At 63.9% G+C, this 20,649-nt stretch carries 26 protein-coding genes; 24 read left to right on the forward strand and 2 right to left on the reverse strand.

Features of this window, described 5'->3' with window-relative positions:
• Positions 1 to 163 precede the first annotated feature (163 nt).
• The 9 genes from trxA to miaA all read left to right on the forward strand — a co-directional run bounded on the left by trxA (position 164) and on the right by miaA (position 8,804).
• The gene (trxA, locus tag GD606_RS02165) at positions 164 to 484 is read left to right on the forward strand and encodes a thioredoxin (protein ID WP_163300947.1); all 321 of its coding nucleotides are present in this window, start codon (positions 164 to 166) and stop codon (positions 482 to 484) included.
• A 3-nt stretch (positions 485 to 487) separates the two neighbouring features.
• Complete coding sequence (locus tag GD606_RS02170) at positions 488 to 1,414, forward strand: NAD(P)/FAD-dependent oxidoreductase (RefSeq protein ID WP_163300948.1); 927 nt, start codon at positions 488 to 490, stop codon at positions 1,412 to 1,414.
• Between the two features lie 386 nt (positions 1,415 to 1,800).
• Entirely contained in the window at positions 1,801 to 2,535 is a 735-nt protein-coding gene (locus GD606_RS02175; protein WP_163300949.1) for an outer membrane protein assembly factor BamD, read from the forward strand.
• A gap of 350 nt (positions 2,536 to 2,885) precedes the next feature.
• On the forward strand, positions 2,886 to 3,608 hold the full coding sequence (locus GD606_RS02180) for a hypothetical protein (RefSeq protein ID WP_176629187.1): 723 nt from the start codon (positions 2,886 to 2,888) through the stop codon (positions 3,606 to 3,608).
• Entirely contained in the window at positions 3,605 to 5,656 is a 2,052-nt protein-coding gene (gene fusA, locus GD606_RS02185) for an elongation factor G (protein ID WP_163300951.1), read from the forward strand. Before GD606_RS02180 ends, fusA begins: the two co-directional genes overlap by 4 nt.
• Before the next feature lie 15 nt (positions 5,657 to 5,671).
• Positions 5,672 to 6,787 (forward strand): acyltransferase family protein, encoded by a 1,116-nt coding sequence (locus GD606_RS02190; RefSeq protein WP_163300952.1) that lies wholly within the window; start codon positions 5,672 to 5,674, stop codon positions 6,785 to 6,787.
• The gene (rsmD, locus tag GD606_RS02195; protein WP_176629188.1) at positions 6,787 to 7,395 is read left to right on the forward strand and encodes a 16S rRNA (guanine(966)-N(2))-methyltransferase RsmD; all 609 of its coding nucleotides are present in this window, start codon (positions 6,787 to 6,789) and stop codon (positions 7,393 to 7,395) included. The genes GD606_RS02190 and rsmD overlap by 1 nt, the downstream gene beginning before the upstream one ends.
• On the forward strand, positions 7,341 to 7,874 hold the full coding sequence (coaD, locus tag GD606_RS02200; protein ID WP_163300953.1) for a pantetheine-phosphate adenylyltransferase: 534 nt from the start codon (positions 7,341 to 7,343) through the stop codon (positions 7,872 to 7,874). Before rsmD ends, coaD begins: the two co-directional genes overlap by 55 nt.
• A 9-nt stretch (positions 7,875 to 7,883) precedes the next feature.
• Complete coding sequence (gene miaA / locus GD606_RS02205; protein WP_163300954.1) at positions 7,884 to 8,804, forward strand: tRNA (adenosine(37)-N6)-dimethylallyltransferase MiaA; 921 nt, start codon at positions 7,884 to 7,886, stop codon at positions 8,802 to 8,804.
• Between the two features lie 2 nt (positions 8,805 to 8,806).
• On the opposite strand, the gene GD606_RS02210 is transcribed toward miaA, so the two are convergent.
• Positions 8,807 to 9,298: a SixA phosphatase family protein gene (locus GD606_RS02210; protein ID WP_163300955.1), complete on the reverse strand. Its 492-nt coding sequence runs from the start codon at positions 9,296 to 9,298 to the stop codon at positions 8,807 to 8,809.
• 22 nt (positions 9,299 to 9,320) lie between these two features.
• Here GD606_RS02210 and GD606_RS02215 point away from each other — a divergent pair, with 22 nt between their 5' ends.
• Together GD606_RS02215 and GD606_RS02220 are read left to right on the forward strand one after the other, a co-directional pair.
• A complete protein-coding gene (locus tag GD606_RS02215; RefSeq protein ID WP_163300956.1) occupies positions 9,321 to 10,550 on the forward strand; it encodes an N-acetylmuramoyl-L-alanine amidase in 1,230 nt (409 codons plus the stop codon).
• Between the two features lie 155 nt (positions 10,551 to 10,705).
• Entirely contained in the window at positions 10,706 to 11,302 is a 597-nt protein-coding gene (locus GD606_RS02220) for a CDP-alcohol phosphatidyltransferase family protein (RefSeq protein ID WP_163300957.1), read from the forward strand.
• 76 nt (positions 11,303 to 11,378) lie between these two features.
• On the opposite strand, the gene GD606_RS02225 is transcribed toward GD606_RS02220, so the two are convergent.
• A complete protein-coding gene (locus tag GD606_RS02225) occupies positions 11,379 to 11,570 on the reverse strand; it encodes a twin-arginine translocase TatA/TatE family subunit (protein ID WP_163300958.1) in 192 nt (63 codons plus the stop codon).
• A gap of 118 nt (positions 11,571 to 11,688) precedes the next feature.
• On the opposite strand from GD606_RS02225, the gene GD606_RS02230 reads away from it, so the two are divergent.
• The 13 genes from GD606_RS02230 (at position 11,689) to GD606_RS02290 (ending at position 20,341) form a co-directional block, all read left to right on the forward strand.
• Positions 11,689 to 12,075: a hypothetical protein gene (locus GD606_RS02230; protein WP_163300959.1), complete on the forward strand. Its 387-nt coding sequence runs from the start codon at positions 11,689 to 11,691 to the stop codon at positions 12,073 to 12,075.
• Positions 12,076 to 12,079: 4 nt separating this feature from the next.
• On the forward strand, positions 12,080 to 12,937 hold the full coding sequence (locus tag GD606_RS02235) for a hypothetical protein (protein ID WP_163300960.1): 858 nt from the start codon (positions 12,080 to 12,082) through the stop codon (positions 12,935 to 12,937).
• A gap of 2 nt (positions 12,938 to 12,939) precedes the next feature.
• Positions 12,940 to 13,617 (forward strand): HAD family hydrolase, encoded by a 678-nt coding sequence (locus GD606_RS02240; protein WP_246298936.1) that lies wholly within the window; start codon positions 12,940 to 12,942, stop codon positions 13,615 to 13,617.
• Positions 13,618 to 13,828: 211 nt separating this feature from the next.
• A complete protein-coding gene (locus GD606_RS02245; RefSeq protein WP_163300962.1) occupies positions 13,829 to 14,137 on the forward strand; it encodes a YggT family protein in 309 nt (102 codons plus the stop codon).
• Positions 14,138 to 14,152: 15 nt separating this feature from the next.
• The gene (locus GD606_RS02250; RefSeq protein WP_163300963.1) at positions 14,153 to 14,698 is read left to right on the forward strand and encodes a DivIVA domain-containing protein; all 546 of its coding nucleotides are present in this window, start codon (positions 14,153 to 14,155) and stop codon (positions 14,696 to 14,698) included.
• Positions 14,695 to 14,994: a DUF167 domain-containing protein gene (locus tag GD606_RS02255; RefSeq protein ID WP_163300964.1), complete on the forward strand. Its 300-nt coding sequence runs from the start codon at positions 14,695 to 14,697 to the stop codon at positions 14,992 to 14,994. The genes GD606_RS02250 and GD606_RS02255 overlap by 4 nt, the downstream gene beginning before the upstream one ends.
• 45 nt (positions 14,995 to 15,039) lie before the next feature.
• Entirely contained in the window at positions 15,040 to 15,273 is a 234-nt protein-coding gene (locus tag GD606_RS02260) for a DUF465 domain-containing protein (protein WP_163300965.1), read from the forward strand.
• A gap of 1 nt (position 15,274) precedes the next feature.
• Complete coding sequence (gene ilvB / locus GD606_RS02265) at positions 15,275 to 16,966, forward strand: biosynthetic-type acetolactate synthase large subunit (protein WP_163300966.1); 1,692 nt, start codon at positions 15,275 to 15,277, stop codon at positions 16,964 to 16,966.
• A gap of 12 nt (positions 16,967 to 16,978) precedes the next feature.
• On the forward strand, positions 16,979 to 17,461 hold the full coding sequence (ilvN, locus tag GD606_RS02270) for an acetolactate synthase small subunit (RefSeq protein ID WP_163300967.1): 483 nt from the start codon (positions 16,979 to 16,981) through the stop codon (positions 17,459 to 17,461).
• A 185-nt stretch (positions 17,462 to 17,646) separates the two neighbouring features.
• On the forward strand, positions 17,647 to 18,636 hold the full coding sequence (gene ilvC, locus GD606_RS02275) for a ketol-acid reductoisomerase (RefSeq protein ID WP_163300968.1): 990 nt from the start codon (positions 17,647 to 17,649) through the stop codon (positions 18,634 to 18,636).
• 48 nt (positions 18,637 to 18,684) lie between these two features.
• Positions 18,685 to 19,257, forward strand: coding sequence for a tetratricopeptide repeat protein (locus tag GD606_RS02280; protein WP_163300969.1), 573 nt, complete (start codon positions 18,685 to 18,687; stop codon positions 19,255 to 19,257).
• A gap of 89 nt (positions 19,258 to 19,346) precedes the next feature.
• Positions 19,347 to 20,060, forward strand: coding sequence for a hypothetical protein (locus GD606_RS02285; RefSeq protein WP_163300970.1), 714 nt, complete (start codon positions 19,347 to 19,349; stop codon positions 20,058 to 20,060).
• Positions 20,060 to 20,341, forward strand: a complete 282-nt coding sequence (locus tag GD606_RS02290) for a SemiSWEET family sugar transporter (RefSeq protein ID WP_163300971.1) — start codon at positions 20,060 to 20,062, stop codon at positions 20,339 to 20,341. The genes GD606_RS02285 and GD606_RS02290 overlap by 1 nt, the downstream gene beginning before the upstream one ends.
• The last annotated feature ends 308 nt before the right edge of the window (positions 20,342 to 20,649 follow it).

Raw genomic sequence — 20,649 nt, forward strand, 5'->3', positions numbered from 1 at the left:
GGATATGCCGCGCCCCTACCTCAAGACGATGCGAGCGGCCGGAGGATTCCCATTTCCTCTTGCCATCACAGGGATTTGTACGTAATATTTCCTTTATTTTGAGTTAAAAAGCATTCCGAGGCCGCCTGTTTTCCGCACGGCTTCGGGAAAAAGGAGAGAGACGATGGCCATACAACTCAGTGACGGCGCATTCGAGGCCGAGGTGTTGCAGTGCGACCTGCCGGTTCTGGTGGATTTCTGGGCGCCCTGGTGTGGCCCGTGCCGCGCCATGGGGCCGGTCATCGACGAGCTGACCAACGAATACGCCGGACAGGTCAAGGTGGCCAAAATGAACGTGGATGAGAACCCCAGCACGCCGAGCAAGTACGGCATCCGGGCCATCCCCACCCTGATCCTGTTCAAGGGCGGCGAGGTGGTGGAGCAGATCACCGGCGCCGTGTCCAAAAGCAGCATCAAGGAAATGCTCAGCCAAAAGGCCTTGTAATCCATGAAGCGTTTTGACGCCGTGGTCATTGGGGGCGGTCCCGCCGGAATGACGGCCGCCCTTTATCTTTTGCGGTCCCAGGCCTCGGTCGCTGTCGTGGAGAAGCTGTCTCCCGGCGGGCAGATGCTCATGACGCATATGATCGAGAACTACCCCGGCTTTCCCGACGGCATTGAAGGATGGAAGCTGGCCGACGCCATGGCCGCCCATGTGGACAAGTATCCCCACGTAAAGATTGCCGACGAGGTCATGGCCATGGAGCCGGTTCCCGGCGGACACCGCATCCGGGTCGGCGGGGAATGGATCGAGGCCTCCGTGGTGGTTTTGTGCGTCGGGGCCCGCTACAAGCGGGTGGGCATCCCGGGGGAGAAGGAACTTTTAGGCAAGGGCGTTTCCTATTGCGCCCTGTGCGACGGGAATTTCTTCCGCAATCAGGTGGTGGCGGTCATCGGCGGGGGAAATGCCGCCCTGGAAGAATCCCTGTACCTGAGCCGCCTGGTCAAAAAGCTCTACCTCATCCATCGCCGCGACGATTTCCGGGGGCAGAAATGCTTCCAGGACAAGTGCGAGGTGACTCCGGTCATCGAGATCCTGCGTTCGAGCGTGGTCACGGAAATCCAGGGAACGGACAAGGTCACCGGCATTCTGGTGGAAAACAAAAAGACCGGCCATGCGAGCGCCATTCCCGTGGACGGAGTGTTCGTCTTCGTGGGGTTCGAGCCCCAGGGCGATTTTTACCCGGCCGGGCTCGAACGCGACCCGGCGGGCTTCGTGGTCACCGACGCCTGCATGCGCACCAACATCCCGGGCCTGTACGCCGCTGGCGACATCCGTTCCAAAGAGTGCCGCCAGGTGGCCACCGCCGTGGGCGAGGGCGCTGCTGCGGCCCACGCCGCCCTGGCCTATCTGGAATCCCTCGGCCGCTCCTAAGCGTGGGGCAGGACGTCTCTTTTTTTTCGCATGGCGCGGATCGTGCCATGGCCACGGACGGCAGCAGGATTGCGCGTCCGTCGCTTTTTTTCGCAAGCCCGTCGCGGTGCTACGAATCGGATTCCCACGCCCGCGAATGGTCGCCCGAACCAAAAAAACCGCTGGATGGATTCGCCCGTTATGCAGCCGGAGGCGCGTTTTTCCAGGTTTTTTTTCCATTGTGCCCGTGATGGCGGTCTGCTATAACGCCCACCTGCATGCCGGAGACGTTCCGGCATGACGCCATGAAAAACTGGGAATGCCCGCCGTGTGGCGGATGATCGTGCGATGCATCCATCCCGATTGTGCAGCGTTTCGACCGCAAACTGTTTTCCCCGGAACATGATATGAAAAAAAACGTGTTGCGACTGTTGACTCCGTGCGCTCTTGTGCTCCTGTTGTCCGGCTGCGGCTTAATTGACTACTATTTTCTGCCGCCGCCGGAAGATACCGCCCAGGAGTTGTACGAGGCCGGACGCGAAGCCATGGCCGCGAAAAAGTACTATGACGCCGCCGACTATTTCACCAAGCTCAAGGACCGCTATCCCTTCAGCCCCTACACCCCGGCGGGCATTATCGGCCTGGGCGACGCATTCTTTCTTGAAGAGGATTATGCCGAGGCGGCGGCGGCCTACGAAGAATTTGAGACCATGCACCCCCGCCACGAGGAAATCCCGTATGTTTTGTACCAGTTAGGAGTTTCCAACTACAAGCGTTCCGATTCCATCGACAAGCCCCAGGACACCATGTACGAAGCCCTGGATACCTTCCACATTCTGGTGTCCAACTTTCCGGATACGGAATATGGAAAGGAAGGGGCCGAATACATTATCGAATGCCGCAAGCGCCTCGCCGAGCATGAGTTGTTTATTGCCGATTTCTACTGGCGTACTGGCCAGTATGGCGCAGCCTGGAAACGTTATATGTATGTTCTCGACAACTTCAAGGAACTTCCCGAGATTCAGGAATATGCCAATCTGCGCGCCCAGCTTTCCTATCTGGAATACCAGAAGACCATCAGCGAGGAAGAGCGCATGAAGATCGAGGGCAGTTGGAAATTGTGGCTGAGGAGCTGGCTGTAGCAGCCAAGGGAAGGGCCGCGTTCCCGCTCCCGCGCCGTGTCTTTCACCGGGACAGGCCAGCCGTCCGGACTGCCCCGCCAAAGAATCGCGTCGCATACCGCGTCGGAAGGCGGCCCCCGTTGGGGCCGCCTTTTTTTATAAGCAAGGACGGACACTATGATCGACGCCTTTGCGCCGTATCCCGGCGACACCTCGGAAAGCCTGCCTGATTGGCCGGATTGGCTCCATGACCAGGCCATCGGCGACGAGGCCTTTGCTGCGGCCCACGACGCCCTGTCCGCCCCGGAGCGGGCCCGCATCAAACAGACGTTGGCCAGGATGTTCGCCGCACACGATCCAGGGGGGCGCTTGTGCGCAGCGTCACGGTCGGATTCGAACCGGATGGCCTGGCCCTCACCCGCCTGTGTCCCCGGCCGTACGCCGTGGTGGCCATCGGGCCGGATCTCGTCTCTCCCTCCCGTCTCCTGGCCGCCTGCCTGCCCGCCCTGCTGGCCCGAACGCCCCTGGTGGCCGTTGTCCGGGTGGAGACGGAAACCCCGTGGCCGACGGCCCTTTTGGCCGCCTTGGAACTGTGCGGGGTGGAGTCGGCGTTTTCGCTATCGGCCAAAAATGCGGCCCGTCTTTTTTCGGAGCTGCACGCGGCGCATCCCCGGGGACTGGTTGTGGATTTTGGTCCCGCCGCCCGGATGTCGCCCCGTCCGCCGTTTTTGTCCGTGGCCCCGTCCGGCCGCCTCGGCGTATGGCGGACCTCGGCCCGCAGCTTCGATCTGGAGGCCCTGGCCTTTGCCCAGGCGGGTTCCCAGGTGACGGTGTGGGGCCGGGCCGGAGGGCTTCCCGAGGGCATGCAGACCGGGGAAGGCGACTTCGCGGATTTTCTGGCGCAGGGGTATGAGGCGGCGTTCGTCCCCCGGGGCAAGATGGAGGCTGCGCTGTGCGCCGCGCCCGGCCCCGATCTCGTGCTGGGGCCGGGCATGGAATGTTTTTGGGCCTTTCCGCAGGCGCCGGTCGCGGCCTTCGTTTCTGGCCGTACGGCCTATGCGGCGCGGCCGCAACACCCCGGGAGCGGCATATGAGCACCAAAAAAGGCGGCAAAAAAAGCGGCCTGTCCACCATCCGCAACATCGGCATCATCGCCCACATCGACGCCGGGAAGACCACCCTGACCGAACGCATCCTGTATTATTCCGGAAAGATCCACCGCATGGGCGAGGTCCACGAAGGCACGGCCACCATGGATTTCATGCCCGAGGAGCAGGAACGCGGCATCACCATCGCCTCGGCCTGCACCACCTGTCCCTGGCGCGGCCATCGCATAAACATCATCGACACCCCGGGGCATGTGGATTTCACCATTGAAGTGGAGCGCTCGCTTCGGGTCTTGGACGGGGCCGTGGGCGTGTTTTGCGCCGTGGCCGGGGTGGAGCCCCAGTCCGAGACGGTGTGGCGGCAGTCGGAAGGCTACGGCGTGCCCAAACTGGCCTTCGTGAACAAGATGGATCGCCTGGGCGCGGATTTTTCAGCCGCCGTGACGGCCATGCGCACCATCCTCAAGGCCCCGGCGGTTCCCGTGCAGATCCCCCTTGGCGCGGGTCAGGATTTTTCCGGGATCATTGATCTTGTGACCATGGAAAAGCTGCATTTCGATCCCTCCTCCCAGGGCGAGCACTATGACCGTCTGCCGCTTTCCGAGTCCGAGACGGCCCTGGCCGCTCCCTGGCGGGAGGCCATGGTCGAGGCGGCCTGCGAATACGACGAATCCCTCATGGACGACTACCTGGGCGGTGTGGAGCCGTCCCAGGATCGCCTGCGCGCAGCCATCCGCACGGCCACCCTGGCCCGGGGCATGGTGCCGGTGTTGTGCGGCTCGGCCTTGCGCAATGCCGGGGTGCAGCCCCTTATGGACGCCGTGTGCGACTACCTGCCAAGCCCGGAGGACCGGGATGGGGCCGTGGGCACGGAGCCGGCCACGGGGCAGGAGAAGTCCTTTCCCCCCTCGGCGGCCGCCCCCCTGGCCGCCCTGGTCTTCAAGGTGAGCATGGAGACCGGCCGACGCCATGTGTTCGTGCGGGTGTTTTCCGGCCGTCTCACGGCCGGGGAGGAGGTGCGAAACGTCACCCAGGGGGAGAACGAACGTCCGGCCCGACTGTTCACCATGCACGCCAGCCACCGGGAAAAGATCGACTCGGCCGTGGCCGGGGACATCGTCCTGGCCTCGGGCATGCGTTTCGCCAAAACCGGCGACACCTTGTGCCATGCCGCCGATCCCATTTTGCTGGAGAGCATCGCCGGATACAAGCCGGTCATCTCCCTGGCCCTGGAACCCCGAAATGTGGAGGAATCCGACCGCCTCAAGGAAGTTCTGGGCAAACTTTTGCAAGAAGATCCCACCCTGGCCCTGGAGCACGACCAGGAGACGGATCAGATCATCCTCTCCGGCATGGGGGAGCTGCACCTGGAGGTGGTGCTGGAGCGGGTGCGCCGGGAATACGGGCTGTCGCCGCGCTCGGGGAATCCCCAGGTGGTCTATCAGGAGACGGTTGCGGGAGAGGGCGTCGGCGAGGCGGAATTTTCCCGGGAATTGGCCGAAAAGGAGCATTACGGACAGGTCTCCCTGCGGGTTTCGCCGTTGCCGCGCGAGGCCGGACGGGATATCGGCTTCAGCATCGACCGCACGGGCTATTCCCCGGCCTGGCTGGAGGCCGTGGCCGAGGGCCTCGAAGACGGCCTGCAGACCGGCGTTTTGCGCGGCTATCCGGTCCAGGACGTGCGGGTGCGGGTGGAGGGGTTGCAGACCCTGGACGGCAAGTCCTCGGCCGTGGGGTATCGCATGGCCGCGCATCAGGCCTTGAAAAACGCCCTGGCCGCTGCCGATCCCAGGCTTCTTGAACCCATCATGTTTCTGGAGATTTCCGTCCCGGACCAGTTTGTGGGCGATGTGGCCGGACTTTTAGGCTCAAGCGGGGCCAAGATCGAAAACATGTTCGACCGGGCAGGCCAGAAAATCGTCCAGGCCCTTGCGCCGTTGCGGCGTCTTTTCGGTTTTTCCACCAAGCTGCGGTCGGCCACCCAGGGCCGGGCGGGCATGGTCATGAAATTTTCCAAATTCGACGTTCTCGACTAGGGGCCGCAATCGACCATGTCCACCCGCACCCGCATTGATCCCGACATCTCCCGGCGTTTCGACGTGCTCAAGCTCCTGCTCATGGTGGGGGTGGTCCTGGCCCACGCCGAACGGGTCATCCACGCCTATCTTCCCGATCCGCCCCTGTCCCTGCGCATCGTGACCACCTTCCTGGACTACAACCTGTTCCAGGAGGTGCCATCGCTTTTTTTCGCCATGTCCGGGTACCTGTTCTTTGTCTCCTTCACCCCGACCCCGTCCGCCTATGTGCGCATGCTGGGCAAAAAGATGCGCAGCATCGGACTGCCCTATCTCTTTTTCAATCTGCTGAGCGTGGCCATCATCCTGACCTTCGACAAGATTCCCTACATCGGCGACTTCCGGACCGTGCAGGAGCGGGGGATATGGACCCTGGTCACGGGGATCGGCGGGCTGCCGATCATCGCCCCCCTGTGGTTTCTGCGCGATCTGCTGGTCATGTTCCTCGTGTCCCCCATCTTCTGTTTCCTGGCCCGACGCATTCCGGTCACCAGCCTCATCCTCCTGTGCCTGACCTGGAATCTCCTGCCTGGCGGATATGTGGGGTGGCTGACCTTCCGCAGCGTGGTCTTTTTCCACCTGGGGTTGGTGTTGGCCGCGATCTGGCCTTCCTTGCGCATGGGGAGGGGACTCATCCTTTTTTCGCTGTCGGTCTACCCGGCTCTTCTGGTGTTTGGAACCTTCGCCCTGATCACGAAGTTCGACCCCGTGGTGACCTATTATGCCCACAACGCCGGACTGATCATCGGGGTTCCCTGCATCTGGTGGTTGTCGGGTACGGCCCCGCTTCGCAACAATCAGCGTCTTTTGGCCCTGTCTCCCTATTCCTTTTTCCTGTATCTGGTCCACGAGCCCACCCTGTCGTATCTGATCTACCTGACTAGGTTCGTGCTCCTGCCCACAGGATTTTTCACCGGCATTTTGTTGTATGTCGGGCTGACGGCCCTGACCATCGCCTTGGCGCTAGTGGCAGGCATCCTGCTGGCCCGACATGTTCCCCGGGTGTATGGGTTTCTGGCCGGGGCGCGGGCCCCGGTGCGGCAGGGCGGCGATGCGGTCGCAACGGCGACTCCATCGGGGCGGGTCGGCTGATGCTCAAGCTGACCGGGGGCGTCTTCAAAGGTCGGATGCTCAGGACCGCCGAGGCCAAGGGCTGCCGCCCGGCCACGGGGCGGGTGCGCGAATCGCTTTTTTCCATGCTGGCCTCCATGGGGGTGGACTGGCCCTGCTGCCGGGTGTTGGATCTTTTCGCCGGAAGCGGCAGTGTGGGGTTCGAGGCCGCCAGCCGGGGGGCCGCCGAGGTGGTGTTCGTGGAGAAAAATCCCCGGCTGGCGGCCCTGCTGCGGGACAATGCGGCGGCCCTTGGCATGGGGCGCGACCAATTCCGGGTGGTGGTTGCCGACGTGTTGGCCTTTTTGGCCAAAAAGCAGCCCCCGGCGCCGTATCAGGTGGTGTTCGCCGACCCCCCCTACGGCCTGGATCTGCTGCCCCCGGCTCTGGCCCGGATGACGGCCAACGGCTATGTGGCCCCGCAGGGGGTGGCGGTGGCCGAGATCGAGGCCGGACTTGACACGTCGCCCCTGGCCTCCCTGCCCGGATTATCTTGTCTAACCGACCGTCTTTTCGGCCAAACCAGGATCATGATATGGCAAATCCCAACGGATGCGTGGCAATCTACCCCGGAACCTTCGATCCCCTGACCAACGGCCATGTCTCGCTGGTGCGCCGGGCCCTCAAGATATTTGGCACCATCATCGTGGCGGTGGCGGCGGACTCCGGAAAAACGCCCCTTTTCAACCGGGACGAGCGTGTGGCCATTGCCGAAGAGGTGTTTTCCGACGAACCTCAAGTCATGGTTGAAGGATTTGACGGCCTGCTTGTGGACTACGTGGAACGGCGACGCGCCGACGTCATCGTGCGCGGGCTTCGGGCCGTGTCGGACTTCGAATACGAATTCCAGTTGGCGCTCATGAACCGCCGCCTCAAACGGCATATCGAGACCGTGTTCATCATGACCGACTACCGCTGGCTGTACATCTCCTCGACCATCATCAAGGAGGCCTCCCGGCTGGGCGGCGACATCCGGGGGCTGGTCCCTCCCCTGGTCCTGGCCCGCCTGTGCGAACGTTATGGGGTGCCCATGCCCCACGGCCCCCTCGATTCAGGCCAGGAGGCCTAGGAGAGGCGCATGACCGCACTTCCCGTGGTCTGCCTGTTGGGGGCCACCGGCACAGGCAAGACCGAGGCGGCCATCCATCTGGCCCGGGCCTTTGACGGGGCGGTGATCAATTATGATTCCCGCCAGATCTACCGGGATTTGCCCCTGGTCACCGCCCAGCCCACCCGGGAGGAGCAGGCGCGCTGCCCGCACCACCTGTACGGATTTTTGCCCGCAGGCTCCCGGCGAAGCGCCGGGGCCTATGCCCGGTTGGTCCATGCCCTGGCCGCCCGGGTGCGGCGGCAGGGCCGTTTGCCCATCCTGGTCGGCGGCACGGGCTTGTACCTGCGGGCCATCCTGTTCGGGCTGGCCCCCATCCCGGACATCCCGGCCGCCTTGCGGGCCGACATCCAGGGGGAGTGCGACCGGGTCGGGCCGCATACGCTCCATGCCCGGCTCGCCGTTGCGGACCCGGCAAGCGCCGCACGCATCGCCCCGGCCGACCGGCAGCGTATCACCCGGGCCCTTGAGGTCTATGCCGCCACGGGCCGCACCCTCACGGACTGGCATGCCCAGGAGGCCACGGCCGGGCCGGAATACGCCGCCGTGAAAATCGGGCTTGAAATTTCCGGGCCGGGCTATGCCCAGCGTCTTGCCGGGCGTATCGAGCGTATGGTCGAGCAGGGGGCCGTGGCCGAGGTGGCCCGGGCGGCCGCGCGATTTCCCGCTGGGGCCTGGGGCCTAAGCGGTATCGGCTGCAGCGAGATTTTACGCCATCTGTCCGGGGAGTTGGACCTTGACGCGGCCAAGGCCCTGTGGCTCAAAAACACCCGGGCCTACGCCAAACGCCAGATGACCTGGTTTCGCAAGGAGTCCGACGTGTCCTGGTTCGATCCGGGCGACCATGACGGCATGGTCCGGCTGGTGCAGGACCGCCTGGCCGGAGGCTGAGGTCAGGGCATGGCCAGAAGCCGCAACTGGGCAGGGGCGAAAAGCCAGTGCAGGACCGCCGCCCGGGTGGGCAGTTCGGGAACCTCAAAATGGCCGACCCCGCCGGGTTCGAAGTGGATGCGGGCCGCCGGGCCGCCGCTTATCAGGGTGGATGCGAGGTGTTCGAGAAGCGGCGCATGGCCGCAACACAAAATCGAGCGGGCCGGGGCCAGGTCGGCCAAAAAGGCCACGGCCGCGTCCACCTGCCCCGTACCCGAGAAGGCCGCCTCGGCCAGGATGGACTTTTCCGGAAAACCCAGGGCCTGGGCCATGATTTCGGCTGTCTGGGCGGCGCGCAGGGAGCGGGCGCAGACCACGGCCTCAAGCGCCACGCCCAGCCGGACAAAGACCTTGGCCGCCATCAGGGCCTGCCCCCTGGCCACGGGGCTCAAGGGCCGGGCCTGGTCCACATCGCTTGGCAAGCCGGTCCCTGACCGCATGAGATAGATATCCATGACCGCCTCCATGAAAAAAAACATGCCCATGTCCGATATCGCAAAATTCCAAGCGGGAAAAGGGACGCCTGCCGCACCCTGCCGGGCGAACCGCAGACGGTTCCTGATCCGCCTGGCGGGCTTCGCGGCCGTGGCCGCCCTGTCCCCCCTGTCCCTGTCCCTGGCCGCCGCCGATCCCCTGGCTGCCGCGCAACACCTGCTCGATGCCGGAAAGGTCGAGGAGGCCGTGGCCAGTCTGCGGCGCATCACGGCCGCCGATCCCCGCAACGAACGGGCCTTCATTCTCCTTGGCCGGGCCTTTGCCCAGTCCGGGAAGCCTGCCCCGGCGCTGGCGGCCTTTCGCGAGGCCCTGCGCATCAATCCCGCCGACACCTACACCCGCATGCTGGCGGACATCCTGGCCCAGCGGCCTATCCCGGACGAGCCGGTTACGGGGACGAAATACGGGGAAAAGGGCGGTCGGCGCAGCGCCTCGCGCCTGGAAAAGACCGCCCGGGCCGAACGGGAGGCGTTTGTGGCCGGAAACGGCAGGCTGCCCCCGGGGGCGGGGCCGTTTCGGCTGGTGATCGACGCCGGGCATGGCGGCCCGGATGTCGGAGGCGTCGGGGCCTCGGGGCTTCAGGAGAAGGATGTGGCCCTGGACCTGGCCCTGCTGACGGCCCGGGAGATTCAGGGTGCGGACACCGGCATGGCCGTCTTTCTGACCAGGATGTCGGACATCCGCCTGTCCACGGCGGCCCGGGCGGCCTGCGCCGACCTGTACGCGGCGGACCTTTTTGTGTCCCTGCATGCCCCGAGTGTGGAGGATGCCGCCGTATCCGGGCTGCATCTCTTCACCCGGCAGGGCGGCGGCGGACAGGACGCCGTGGCCAAGGCCGTGGCCGGGTTTGAAAACCGTCTGGCCGGGGCGGTTCCGGGATTTCCCCGGGCCGGGCTGCACGGCGTCGAGGCGGGGCTTGTGCGGGAGGGCGTGGCCCGGCGGCAGACCGGGTACAGCGCCCGCTATGCCGCACTCCTTGCGGAAAGCGTGGGCGGCGGGCCGTTTTCCGGAAAGGGCGGCGTGGCCGGGGCCGGGCTGTCGCTTTTAAACGCCGTGGACGCCCCGGCGGTCTTTGCGGCCATGGGGTTTCTCTCCAACGCCAAGGATGCGGCCGTGTTGGCCGATGCCGACCGCCGCAGGGAACTGGCCGCTTCCCTGGCCCGGGCGATCCTTTCTGCGGCCCGCGCCGCCAATGGGAAGGCGTCCGGGTAGGGCTGCGCCCCATGCAAACACGCCTTTCGCGGACGCCGCCCGGGCGGCGGCTGAGCGACACAACCTGGACGAAAGGAGTCGGGAAAAGACGTCAAGCCCTTGCCTGTATCTCCGCATGAGGCTACATTGCGTCAATCGTGTGAAAGGGCGTGCGCATGGGCATTGGCGAGCGAAACTGGACCATCCCCAATCTTCTGACCATCTTCAGGGTGCTTCTCACCCCTGTGTTCGTGGTGCTTTTCATGCAGGAGCGGCTCTATTCCGCGCTTTTGACCTTTGGTGTGGCCGGGCTCACCGATGCCCTGGACGGCGCCATCGCCCGCGTTCTGCATCAACGTTCCCGGCTGGGGGCCATGCTCGATCCCCTGGCGGATAAAATCCTCCTGGTCACCTCGTTTGTCTGTCTGGCCATCAAGGGTTGGATTCCGGACTGGCTGGCCGTGGTGGTGGTCAGCCGGGACGTGATCATTGTGGGCGGATTGGCCGTGCTGTCGTTTTCCGGAGTGGACGTGAAGGAGCGCATCAAGCCCCTGATGGTCAGCAAGGTCAACACCACGGCCCAGATGCTTCTGATTTTGGCCGTACTCGGGGGGCGGGCCTTTTTCGGCAACGGGGACGACGCGGCGTTGATCCTGGCCCAACATGTCCTCGTGGCGATCGTGGCCGTTTTGTGCGTGGTGTCCGGGGCGATCTATATTTTCAAGTGGTTCGGATCGTTCCCGGCGGACGGTAAAAACGGCAACGGCAGGTAGATCGGAGCCGGACCCACGAAAAAAAAGCCCCGGATGCGCCATCCGGGGCTTTTTGATCAGGCGTCGCTTGCGCGGGCTATTTTTTTTCAGCCGGTTCGTCGTCTTTTTTGGGGGTCACGTCGATCTCTTCCGGCTCAGTGGTGGCCTTCTTGAAATTTTTGATGGCCTTGCCCATGCCGGCCCCTATTTCGGGGAGCTTGTTCGCACCGAAAATTACCAGTATGATGACCAAAATGATGAGCAGTTCCGGGATTCCGATTCCAAACATGCGGCGCCTCCAGCGTATGACGTGAGGCAGGCTATACACGCGCCATTCCGGCAGGTCAAGAAACCGCCCCCTCCCGCAGGGCGGCCGCGGCCGATGGTGCGACGTTTGTGGAGGGGCCATGTCCGGCGTGGTACGCGCGCTTCCCGGGCGGCAATGCCGATACTTCGTCCGGGGGCGCTGTTTTCTTTCGGAACACCAGAATCCCGGTCTCGACCAGAAGGTGCGTTGCGGCGTTTTTTTGCGTCTGTGCGAGGCCTTTGACGAGCATGTGCAGCGCGCCGACGCCTTCGGGCTGGACGAAACCTCCGCCGCCCGCATCTGGAACGAACGGTTTCCCCTGTTGCTTGGCCGGGAAGGGTGTTGCCGGGATTACCAACCCGGTGATAGTGACGCCTTTCTCGGGTGCGTGCACGCCGAGGGCGACATCTGTCTGCGGGCCATGCCGCCCTGTCCCGGCCGGTGCCCGCATTATGTCCTTTTCCGCGAACCTTCGACCAATGGATGACCCCGTGCCCACACAGGATTCCAAAGCCCCGGCCCCAAGCGTCTATTTCCCCTGCATGCACGCCGGGCTTTTGCCGACGCGCCTTGCGGGCGTCGCCGCCTTTTTCGATCCCGGCCTGGCCACGGCCTCCCCGGAATCCGGGGAGTCGCTGTATCGTCCGGCGGACCTGCCCCTGGACCAGGCCGCTCTGATGGCCGCCATCGGGCAATATGAGGCCCTGGAGCGGGAGGTCAAAAACCCCCGTGAGCTGGATGCCTTTTTTTCCACACGGTTCGAGGAGGTTTTTCCCGAAAGTTCCCGGGGCATTGAGGACGCCCTGCGCGACCGGATGGCCCCCGGTCGCCCGAAGGCCTCCCGAGCCGGGGCCGTCAAGGCCCAGCTTGGGCTGTGCCTGGCCTGGCGGATGGAGGAGAAGATCCTGGAACTGTCCGGCCTTGGCGGCGGGGTGGATCGGTCGATGCGCGAATTCGCCGAAAATCTCGGGCTGTCCGACGAGGATGCGGACGAGTTGCCCCCGGGGCTCCTGGATGGGACCGGGCTGACGGATAAAAAGACCTTGGCCGGAGAGTTCAGCGGTCCGTGGCGGCCGCTTCTGGACGCCATGCTGCGGTTTCTTCCCGGGCATGCCGCCCTTGTGGTCACCGAGGCCCGGGTAGCCGAGGCCTATGCCGAGGCGGGCCTGCTGGACGGGAGCGCAACGACCTCACAAGCCGGGGCCTTCGTGCCCACGCCCTTTGCTGACCTGTTTACGGCCGTGGCCCTGCCCGGATGGAGACTGCTTCTGGGCAACCGGCCGCGCCCCGAATCCCCCTGGCTTGATGCCCAAAGAACCGTCCTTATCCCCGTCACCTGGGAGGAATGATCGTGCGTTACGTGTGCTCGCCCCTGGCCGTTCCGGACGAACTGTCGGCCGTTCGCGGGGTCGTCTTCGACTGTGACGGCGTGTTGGTGGATTCCCTGGACGCCAACCGCATGTATTACAACCTCATTCGGGAACGCATGGGGCTTTTGTCCATGACCCCCGAGGAAGAGGAATATGTCCACGCCCATTCCGTGACCAAATCCATGGCCCGGATCATTCCTCCGGAACGGCTGGAGGAGGCGGAGGCCATCCGGCGCGGGTTCGACTACCGGGACATCATGCCCTACGTCTATCTGGAGCCGGGGCTGCGGGAGCTTTTGGTCCTTTTGCGCCAGAAAAACGTGCGCATGGGGATTTTGACCAATCGCACCAACACCATGGATCTGGTCCTGGAGACGTTCGACCTGTCGCTGTTTTTTTATCCGGTGGTGACCGCCGGGCGCATCAGCCACCCCAAGCCGTGCCCCGAGGGCCTGCACCGCATCCTGGCCGCTTGGGAGCTGTCGGCCTCGCAGGTGGCCTACATCGGGGACACGGCCCTGGATGAGCGGGCCGCCCGGGCGGCCGGGGTTACCTTCTGGGCCTACAAGAACCCGGCCCTCCTGGCCGCCATGCACATCCCCAATTACGACAGCCTGCGCCAGTGCCTGCGCAAGGCCCTTCCCGATCCCGGGGCCTGAGGAGCAGGCCGCAACAGGTCCGGGCACGTCCGGTTCGCCAGACCCCTGCCCCGGGCGTCCTGGGACCGCTGTCGCCTACGGCGGGAAACGGCGGGCAGGGCGACCGGACCTCGCCCGGTGATGAAAAATCCCCTTGATTTGCCGGGTGTGCTGTGCCACCTTTCAGGCAGAGGGCGCGTTCGACGTCAGACGCGTGCCTGAAGGAGCGGCAATGCAGATAGTTGGTCTTTTTTTCCGGGCGGTGGCGCTTGTTCTCGACACCGTGCTCATGCTGTATTTCTGGGTGGTGATCATCTCGGCCCTTTTGACCTGGGTCAAGCCCGATCCCTACAACCCCATCGTCCGATTCCTGTACGCCATCACCGAGCCGGTCTATTACCGCATCCGTCGCCTGGCGCCCTTTCTCGTGGTAGGAGGCTTCGACCTGACTCCCATCGTGGTTATTTTGGCCATTCAGTTCTTGCGCAGTTTTCTGGTGCCGGCCCTGATGGTCGTGGGGTTGTCCGGGCCGCCCATGTAAGGGGACGCACGCGACGTGACCATCTCCAAAAGTGACCTGCTGACGCACACGTTTTCGAAAAAATTTTTCGGTTACCGGCCTGCCGAGGTCGATGCGACACTGCGCGAGGCGGCCGAGACCCTGGACCGTCTGGCCGGGGAGCGTGCCGAGCTTCTGCGCCGGATCGCGGAGATGGAACGGGATTTACGGGAGTATAAGGAGCGCGAGGCCACCTTGCGCGACACCCTCATGACCACCCAGACCATTGTGGTGGACATGAAGGACAAGGCCCGCACCGAGGCTGCGGCCCTGGTGGACGAGGCCAGACGCCAGGCCGACGAACTGGCCGAGGCGGCCAAACGTCGCGTGGCCGGGGAAAACGCCCGCATTGAGGCGCTTTACCGGCAACGCGAACGCTTTGAGCAGCAGATGCGCGACCTGCTGTTGGCCCATGCCCGGCTTTTGAACGCCCCGGACGAGGGCCGGGAACGCGACCCCCTGGACGGCGCCCGGGCCTTGGCCGGGGAGCAGGGCGGCGAGACGGCGGGCGGGGACTTTTTGTTTGGCGAGGAACCGGCATGACCGGACCCTCGCCGACGTTCATTGCCCGGCAGGGGCCGGAGAAATGGACCGTCCTGGTCTGGGCCAAGCCAGGCGGGTCGGTGGACGCCGTGGACGGCGTCCTGGACGGACGGCTTATGGTCAAAGTTCGGGCCAAGGCCGTGGACAACAAGGCCAACCAGGCCGTGGCGGCCATTTTGGCCAAGCGCCTGGGACTTCGGGCCAGACAGGTGGAAGTGGTGTCGGGGTTGACCGGCCGTCGCAAGACGGTGGCGGTCACGGCCCCGGAGGAACCCGACTGGAGCGTCCTGGCCTAGGGCCGGGGATGCTTCGCAACTCCAAGCGGAAAGGGAGACAGGACCATGGAAGCACGCGATCTGGAGCTCATTTCCATGCACGGCGAGAATGACGCGGAACTCAAGGCCCTGTACGAGGAGCACGTATCGTACGAGAAGATCCTGGAGAAACTGGAGAACAAACCCTATCTCACCCCGGCCGAGGATCTTGAAGTCAAAGAGATCAAGAAGAAGAAGCTGGCCGGGAAGACCAAGATGGAAGCCATCCTCACGAAATACAGAAATACCGAGGAGAATTGACATGGAATTGAGCGGGGCGCAAATCCTTCTGGAATCCTTGCGCAGAGAGGGGGTTGACGTCGTTTTCGGGTTTCCCGGCGGCGCGGTGATCGACATTTATCACCAACTGCCCAACTACCCGATCAATCACGTTTTGGTACGCCACGAACAGGGGGCCATTCATGCCGCCGACGGCTATGCCCGGGCCTCGGGCAAGGTCGGCGTATGCCTGGTAACCTCCGGTCCCGGGGCCACCAACACCGTGACGGGCATCGCCACCGCCTACATGGATTCCATTCCGGTCGTGATTTTCACCGGACAGGTTCCCACCCCGCTCATCGGCAACGACGCGTTTCAGGAAGTGGACATTGTGGGCATCACCCGCTCCTGTACCAAACACAACTATCTGGTCAAGGATGTGACCAAGCTGGCCCACACCATCAAGGAGGCCTTCTATCTGGCCTCCTCGGGGCGGCCGGGACCGGTTTTGGTGGATATCCCAAAAGACGTGCAGCAGGCCGTGACCGAATACAAGTATCCGAAAACCATCAAGATGCGTAGCTACAACCCCACCATCGAACCCAACGTCAAGCAGGTTCGCAAGGTGGCCGACCTCATCGCCAAGGCCAAAAAGCCCATCATCTACGCCGGGGGCGGGGTCATCTCCTCCAATGCCCACGAGGAACTGACCTGGCTGGCGCGCACCTTGAAGATTCCGGTCACGGCCACGCTCATGGGCCTTGGCTGCTTTCCCGGCGACGATCCCTTATGGCTGGGAATGCTCGGCATGCACGGCACGTTTGCGGCCAACCACGCCATCAACAACGCCGACCTCATCCTGGCCATCGGGTCGCGTTTCGACGACCGGGTCACGGGAAAAATCAGCGAGTTCGCCAAAAAAGCCACCATCGTGCATATCGACGTGGACCCCACTTCGATTCAGAAAAACGTCCTGGTGCATGTCCCCGTGGTTTCGGACTGCCGGGCCTTCCTTCTGGCGCTGAACCGGGAAATGGCCCCCCGTCTTGACGAGGGCACAGCCACGCCGTCCCATGACAAATGGCTGGCCCAGGTGCAAGAGTGGGCGACCGAGCATCCGGTCGCCTATTCCCACGAAGGCGCGGCCATCAAGCCCCAGGCCGTGGTGGAGACCATCTACAAGCTGACCAAGGGCAAGGCCATCATCACCACCGAGGTTGGCCAGAACCAGATGTGGGCGGCTCAGTTTTACCGCTACCATACCCCGCGTACATTCTTGAGTTCCGGGGGCCTGGGGACCATGGGCTACGGGTTTCCGGCGGCCATCGGGGCCCAGATGGCCTTTCCGGACAAGCTGGTCATTGATGTGGCCGGGGACGGCTCCATCCAGATGTGCATCCAGGAGCTGGCCACGGCCGTGTGCTACGGACTGCCCGTGAAGATCGTGATCTTAAATAACGGTTATCTGGGCATGGTTCGGCAATGGCAGGAGCTTTTCTACGCCAAGAATTATTGCGCCACCTGCCTGGATGTGGCCCCGGACTTCGTGAAGCTGGCCGAAGCGTATGGTGCGGCGGGATATCGGGTCACAGACCCGGCCGAGGTGGAGAAGACCTTGAAGGAGGCCTTCGCCCTGCCCCGGACGGTCATTGTGGACATCGTCGTGGACCGGGAGGAGAACGTCTATCCCATGGTTCCGGCCGGTAAGCCCTTAACCGAAATGCTTCTGGTCTAGGGAGGCCACGTCATGCGACACATCATTTCCATTCTCGTGGAGAACGAGCCGGGCGTGCTGTCCCGGGTGGCGGGGCTTTTCAGCGGCCGGGGGTTCAACATCGAGACCCTCAACGTGGCCCCCACGCTGACGCCCGGGCTCTCGATCATGACCATCACCACCCACGGCGACGAGCAGATCATCGAACAGATCATCAAGCAGCTACGCAAGCTGGTGACCACGCTGAAGGTTGTCGACTTAAGCGAGGCCAGCTCCGTGGAGCGGGAGATGATGCTTTTGCGGGTGGACGCCGAGGGGACCAAGCGGGCCGAGATACTACGCATCGTGGACATCTTCCGCTGCAAGGTGGTGGACGTCAGCCCCGAAGAACTCATCATCGAGGTCACCGGGGAGCAGGGCAAACTGACGGCGCTGATCAATCTGTTGCAGCGCTACGGCATCAAGGAAGTGGCCCGGACAGGGGCCGTGGCCCTACGCCGGGGCATGCAGGGATAGCCGCGCGGCCCGGCGCAGGCGACCGCTTTACAGGGACAGGCGTTTTACACTACGGACCCAACCCACGACGGACGAAACGGCGCCCGGCGCGACATAAGCTCGGAGCCGCCTGAGTTCTCCGACACATTTCCATGCCGGGGGGGGAGAAGCCTCCCCCGGGCCATGACTTGACCAAAGGAGCGACGATGAAAGTTTACTACGACCAGGACGCGGACCTCTCCCTTTTGGCCAACAAGACCGTGGCCGTCATCGGCTACGGCAGCCAGGGGCACGCCCACGCCATGAACCTGCGCGATTCCGGCGTGAACGTGGTCATCGGGCAGCGTCCCGGCGGGGCCAACTGGCAAAAGGCCAAGGAAGACGGATTTTCCCCTGTCAGCGCCGGGGATGCGGCGGCCCAGGCCGACGTGATCATGATTCTTGTGCCTGACCAAACCCAGCGGAGCCTGTATGAAAATGAGATCAAGCCCAACCTGACGGCGGGCAAGATGCTCATGTTCGCCCACGGCTTCAACATCCACTTCGGTCAGATCGTGCCCCCGGCGGACGTGGACGTGACCATGTGCGCCCCCAAGGGCCCGGGCCATCTGGTGCGCCGGGTGTACACCGAGGGCGCGGGCGTGCCCAACCTCATCGCCGTGCACCAGGACGCCACGGGCAAGGCCACGGAGATGGCCCTGGCCTACGCCAAGGGCATCGGCGGCACGCGCGGCGGCGTCCTCACCACCACCTTCAAGGAAGAGACCGAGACGGACCTTTTCGGCGAGCAGGCCGTGTTGTGCGGCGGCGTGTCCGAATTGATGAAGGCCGGTTTCGAGACCCTGGTGGAGGCCGGATACCAGCCGGAAATCGCCTATTTCGAGTGCCTGCATGAAATGAAGCTCATCGTGGATCTCATCTACGAGGGCGGTCTGGCCCGCATGCGCTATTCCATCAGCGACACCGCCGAATACGGCGACTATACGCGCGGCCCGCGCATCGTCACCGACCAGACCCGCCAGGAGATGCGCAAGATCTTGAAAGAGATCCAGCAGGGCGAATTCGCGCGGGACTTCATCCTGGAAAACGCTGCGGGCAAGCCGCATTTTCTGGCCATGCGGCGCATCAATGCCGAACACCTCATCGAGAAGGTGGGCGGCAAACTGCGCGGCATGATGAGCTGGCTGAAGAAATAGGCTCGACAACACGGGCCGGGCCTGGCGGCGCGGCCTTGGAGGGGCGCCATGGAGTGCTTGTCTCGAGTCTGCCGCCTGGCGGTGACCGTTTTTTTGCTGGTCCTGGCGGCGGTGATCGTCGTGGACGGCGGGGCCTGGCGTACGGCGGCGTTGGCCACCCCGGAGGGGACGCCCGAGGTCCAGCCCGCGCCGCCAGCGGAGGCGGCGTCCGCCCCGGCTGCGGAATTGTCCTTTTTCCAGTGGATGGAGAAGGCCCAGGCCGGAGATCTTGAGGCCCAGTGCAACGTCGGCGTGTTCTACGTCAACGGCCAAGGCGTCCCCAGGGACTATCCGGAAGGCCTGGCCTGGTTGTACCGGGCGGGCAACGCCGGGTTTTCCCACGCCCAGTTCTTGCTGGCCGGGCTCTACAGCCAGGGATTCGGAACCACCCCTTCCGATCCCTTCCGGAGCTGGTTTTGGGCCGCGCTGGCGGCGTCCAGCCAAGACATCCCCGACCAGGACCGCCAGTTGGCCGTGAAGATGATGGCGGCGGGGGAGAAAGAGCTGTCCGCCCAACATCTGGCCTCGGTGCAGAAAATGGCCAAGGACTGGAGCCTGGGGCGGGCGGCCGCGCCACGCTGAATACACGCGTCATGATGGACCGCCGCCTGGGACGGGCAGATCTCGCCTGGCCTTGCGGCGGTCTTTTCGTTTCGGGTAGGGAAGGGAACATGATTGGGAGTCCGTTATCCGTTGCGGCGTCGCCCGGGCGCGCCCTGCTTACCGGCACATGGGCGCGGGGGCTGGCGGTACGCCTGCTGACGGCGGCGTTTCTCCTGATGCCGGCGGGCGCGTCTGCGGCGGCCGGTAAAATCGACACGTCCTCCTTCACGGCCTACTATGCGGCCCAGAGCAAGACCCTGCATGCCCACCTGGGCAAGGTGGTGGACGCCTACGCCGATTTTTCCCGGCGTGGGGCGGTGGGGCCCATGAAGGACGTGCTGGCCGCCCGGGGAACGCTGGTGGCCTGCTGGGAGCTTTTCCTGAATGCCGGGGACATGGTGTACATCTATGACCGTCTCGATCCGGCCTGCGAAAAATCCGTCAAAGACGTGGGATCATTGATGCGCACCGGGTTGTCCGTGGTATCCGGAAAGATCGAAAAGGAATTGCAGTGGCTGGACGTGACGGTGAAAAACCTGAACGGACAGCCGGTGGCCGCTGAAATCGCCGCCGCCGCCACGGATTTTCGCGAGACGGCCGCCGCGTTGCGCCGCTTTTCGGTGGATTTCGCTAAACCCGTCCCACCTGCCGGGACGCCCGCCGCCAGGCCGGGAGGAGCCAGCGGGGCCGGACGGCCCGGCGACCTCCCGGGCGCTTCCGGCCCGCGCGCGCCGAGCAGCCCGTCGGTCCCGGCCGTGAACATGGGCGGCAAGGCCCCCTGATGCCATCGTTCGACCCCTTTTTTTCCGACCTTTTCGGCTATGCGGCCGGAATCCTGACCACCGTGGCCTTTTTGCCCCAGGTGATCAAGACCTATGCCTCCAGGTCCGCCAGGGACATTTCGCTCTCCATGTACGTCATTTTCACCATCGGAATCCTCTTGTGGCTGGCTCACGGCCTGCTCGCCGGTTCCGGACCCGTGGTGGCCGCCAACAGCGTGGGGCTCGTGTTGTCCCTGTCCATGGTGGTCATGAAGGTTGTTTTCGGAAGGGGAAAGCGGTAGGGCTCGGCCGGACGCGCCAGATGCGCAGCAATGCGCCCGGCGGGCGTGAGGGATCGTTTTCTCTTTGGAGCAGCATGATTTTTCTTGTTCAGTTCTTAAATATTTGTTAGTAAATTTTGCGTTTTCGGAGAGCGCCGGACGCGGGACATAGCGGGACGGGCAAGCATGGCCTCCCTCCCGAGTCCTGTTTGGACGGTATGCTGGGAGCAGTGTTTCCCGGAAGAGAGGCGTACCGTTTTTTGTATTGCACAGGCTTTGATTTTCGTGTCCGTTGTATGCAGCATCCGCCTTTTTCCAATGCAGGGGGA

It is taken from the genome of Desulfolutivibrio sulfodismutans DSM 3696 (assembly GCF_013376455.1).
Classification (GTDB): Bacteria; Desulfobacterota; Desulfovibrionia; order Desulfovibrionales; family Desulfovibrionaceae; genus Desulfolutivibrio; species Desulfolutivibrio sulfodismutans.

Coding starts and splice junctions, on each gene's coding strand:
- GD606_RS02290 (WP_163300971.1), top strand. CDS start 20,060: ATGCCATCGTTCGACCCCTTTTTTTCCGACCTTTTCGGCTATGCGGCC.
- GD606_RS02210 (WP_163300955.1), bottom strand. CDS start 9,298: ATGGATATCTATCTCATGCGGTCAGGGACCGGCTTGCCAAGCGATGTG.
- GD606_RS02260 (WP_163300965.1), top strand. CDS start 15,040: ATGGAAGCACGCGATCTGGAGCTCATTTCCATGCACGGCGAGAATGAC.
- GD606_RS02255 (WP_163300964.1), top strand. CDS start 14,695: ATGACCGGACCCTCGCCGACGTTCATTGCCCGGCAGGGGCCGGAGAAA.
- ilvB (WP_163300966.1), top strand. CDS start 15,275: ATGGAATTGAGCGGGGCGCAAATCCTTCTGGAATCCTTGCGCAGAGAG.
- GD606_RS02220 (WP_163300957.1), top strand. CDS start 10,706: ATGGGCATTGGCGAGCGAAACTGGACCATCCCCAATCTTCTGACCATC.
- GD606_RS02280 (WP_163300969.1), top strand. CDS start 18,685: ATGGAGTGCTTGTCTCGAGTCTGCCGCCTGGCGGTGACCGTTTTTTTG.
- GD606_RS02190 (WP_163300952.1), top strand. CDS start 5,672: ATGTCCACCCGCACCCGCATTGATCCCGACATCTCCCGGCGTTTCGAC.
- miaA (WP_163300954.1), top strand. CDS start 7,884: ATGACCGCACTTCCCGTGGTCTGCCTGTTGGGGGCCACCGGCACAGGC.
- GD606_RS02245 (WP_163300962.1), top strand. CDS start 13,829: ATGCAGATAGTTGGTCTTTTTTTCCGGGCGGTGGCGCTTGTTCTCGAC.
- coaD (WP_163300953.1), top strand. CDS start 7,341: ATGGCAAATCCCAACGGATGCGTGGCAATCTACCCCGGAACCTTCGAT.
- ilvN (WP_163300967.1), top strand. CDS start 16,979: ATGCGACACATCATTTCCATTCTCGTGGAGAACGAGCCGGGCGTGCTG.
- GD606_RS02175 (WP_163300949.1), top strand. CDS start 1,801: ATGAAAAAAAACGTGTTGCGACTGTTGACTCCGTGCGCTCTTGTGCTC.
- ilvC (WP_163300968.1), top strand. CDS start 17,647: ATGAAAGTTTACTACGACCAGGACGCGGACCTCTCCCTTTTGGCCAAC.
- GD606_RS02215 (WP_163300956.1), top strand. CDS start 9,321: ATGCCCATGTCCGATATCGCAAAATTCCAAGCGGGAAAAGGGACGCCT.
- rsmD (WP_176629188.1), top strand. CDS start 6,787: ATGCTCAAGCTGACCGGGGGCGTCTTCAAAGGTCGGATGCTCAGGACC.
- GD606_RS02285 (WP_163300970.1), top strand. CDS start 19,347: ATGATTGGGAGTCCGTTATCCGTTGCGGCGTCGCCCGGGCGCGCCCTG.
- GD606_RS02225 (WP_163300958.1), bottom strand. CDS start 11,570: ATGTTTGGAATCGGAATCCCGGAACTGCTCATCATTTTGGTCATCATA.
- GD606_RS02170 (WP_163300948.1), top strand. CDS start 488: ATGAAGCGTTTTGACGCCGTGGTCATTGGGGGCGGTCCCGCCGGAATG.
- GD606_RS02230 (WP_163300959.1), top strand. CDS start 11,689: ATGTCCGGCGTGGTACGCGCGCTTCCCGGGCGGCAATGCCGATACTTC.
- fusA (WP_163300951.1), top strand. CDS start 3,605: ATGAGCACCAAAAAAGGCGGCAAAAAAAGCGGCCTGTCCACCATCCGC.
- trxA (WP_163300947.1), top strand. CDS start 164: ATGGCCATACAACTCAGTGACGGCGCATTCGAGGCCGAGGTGTTGCAG.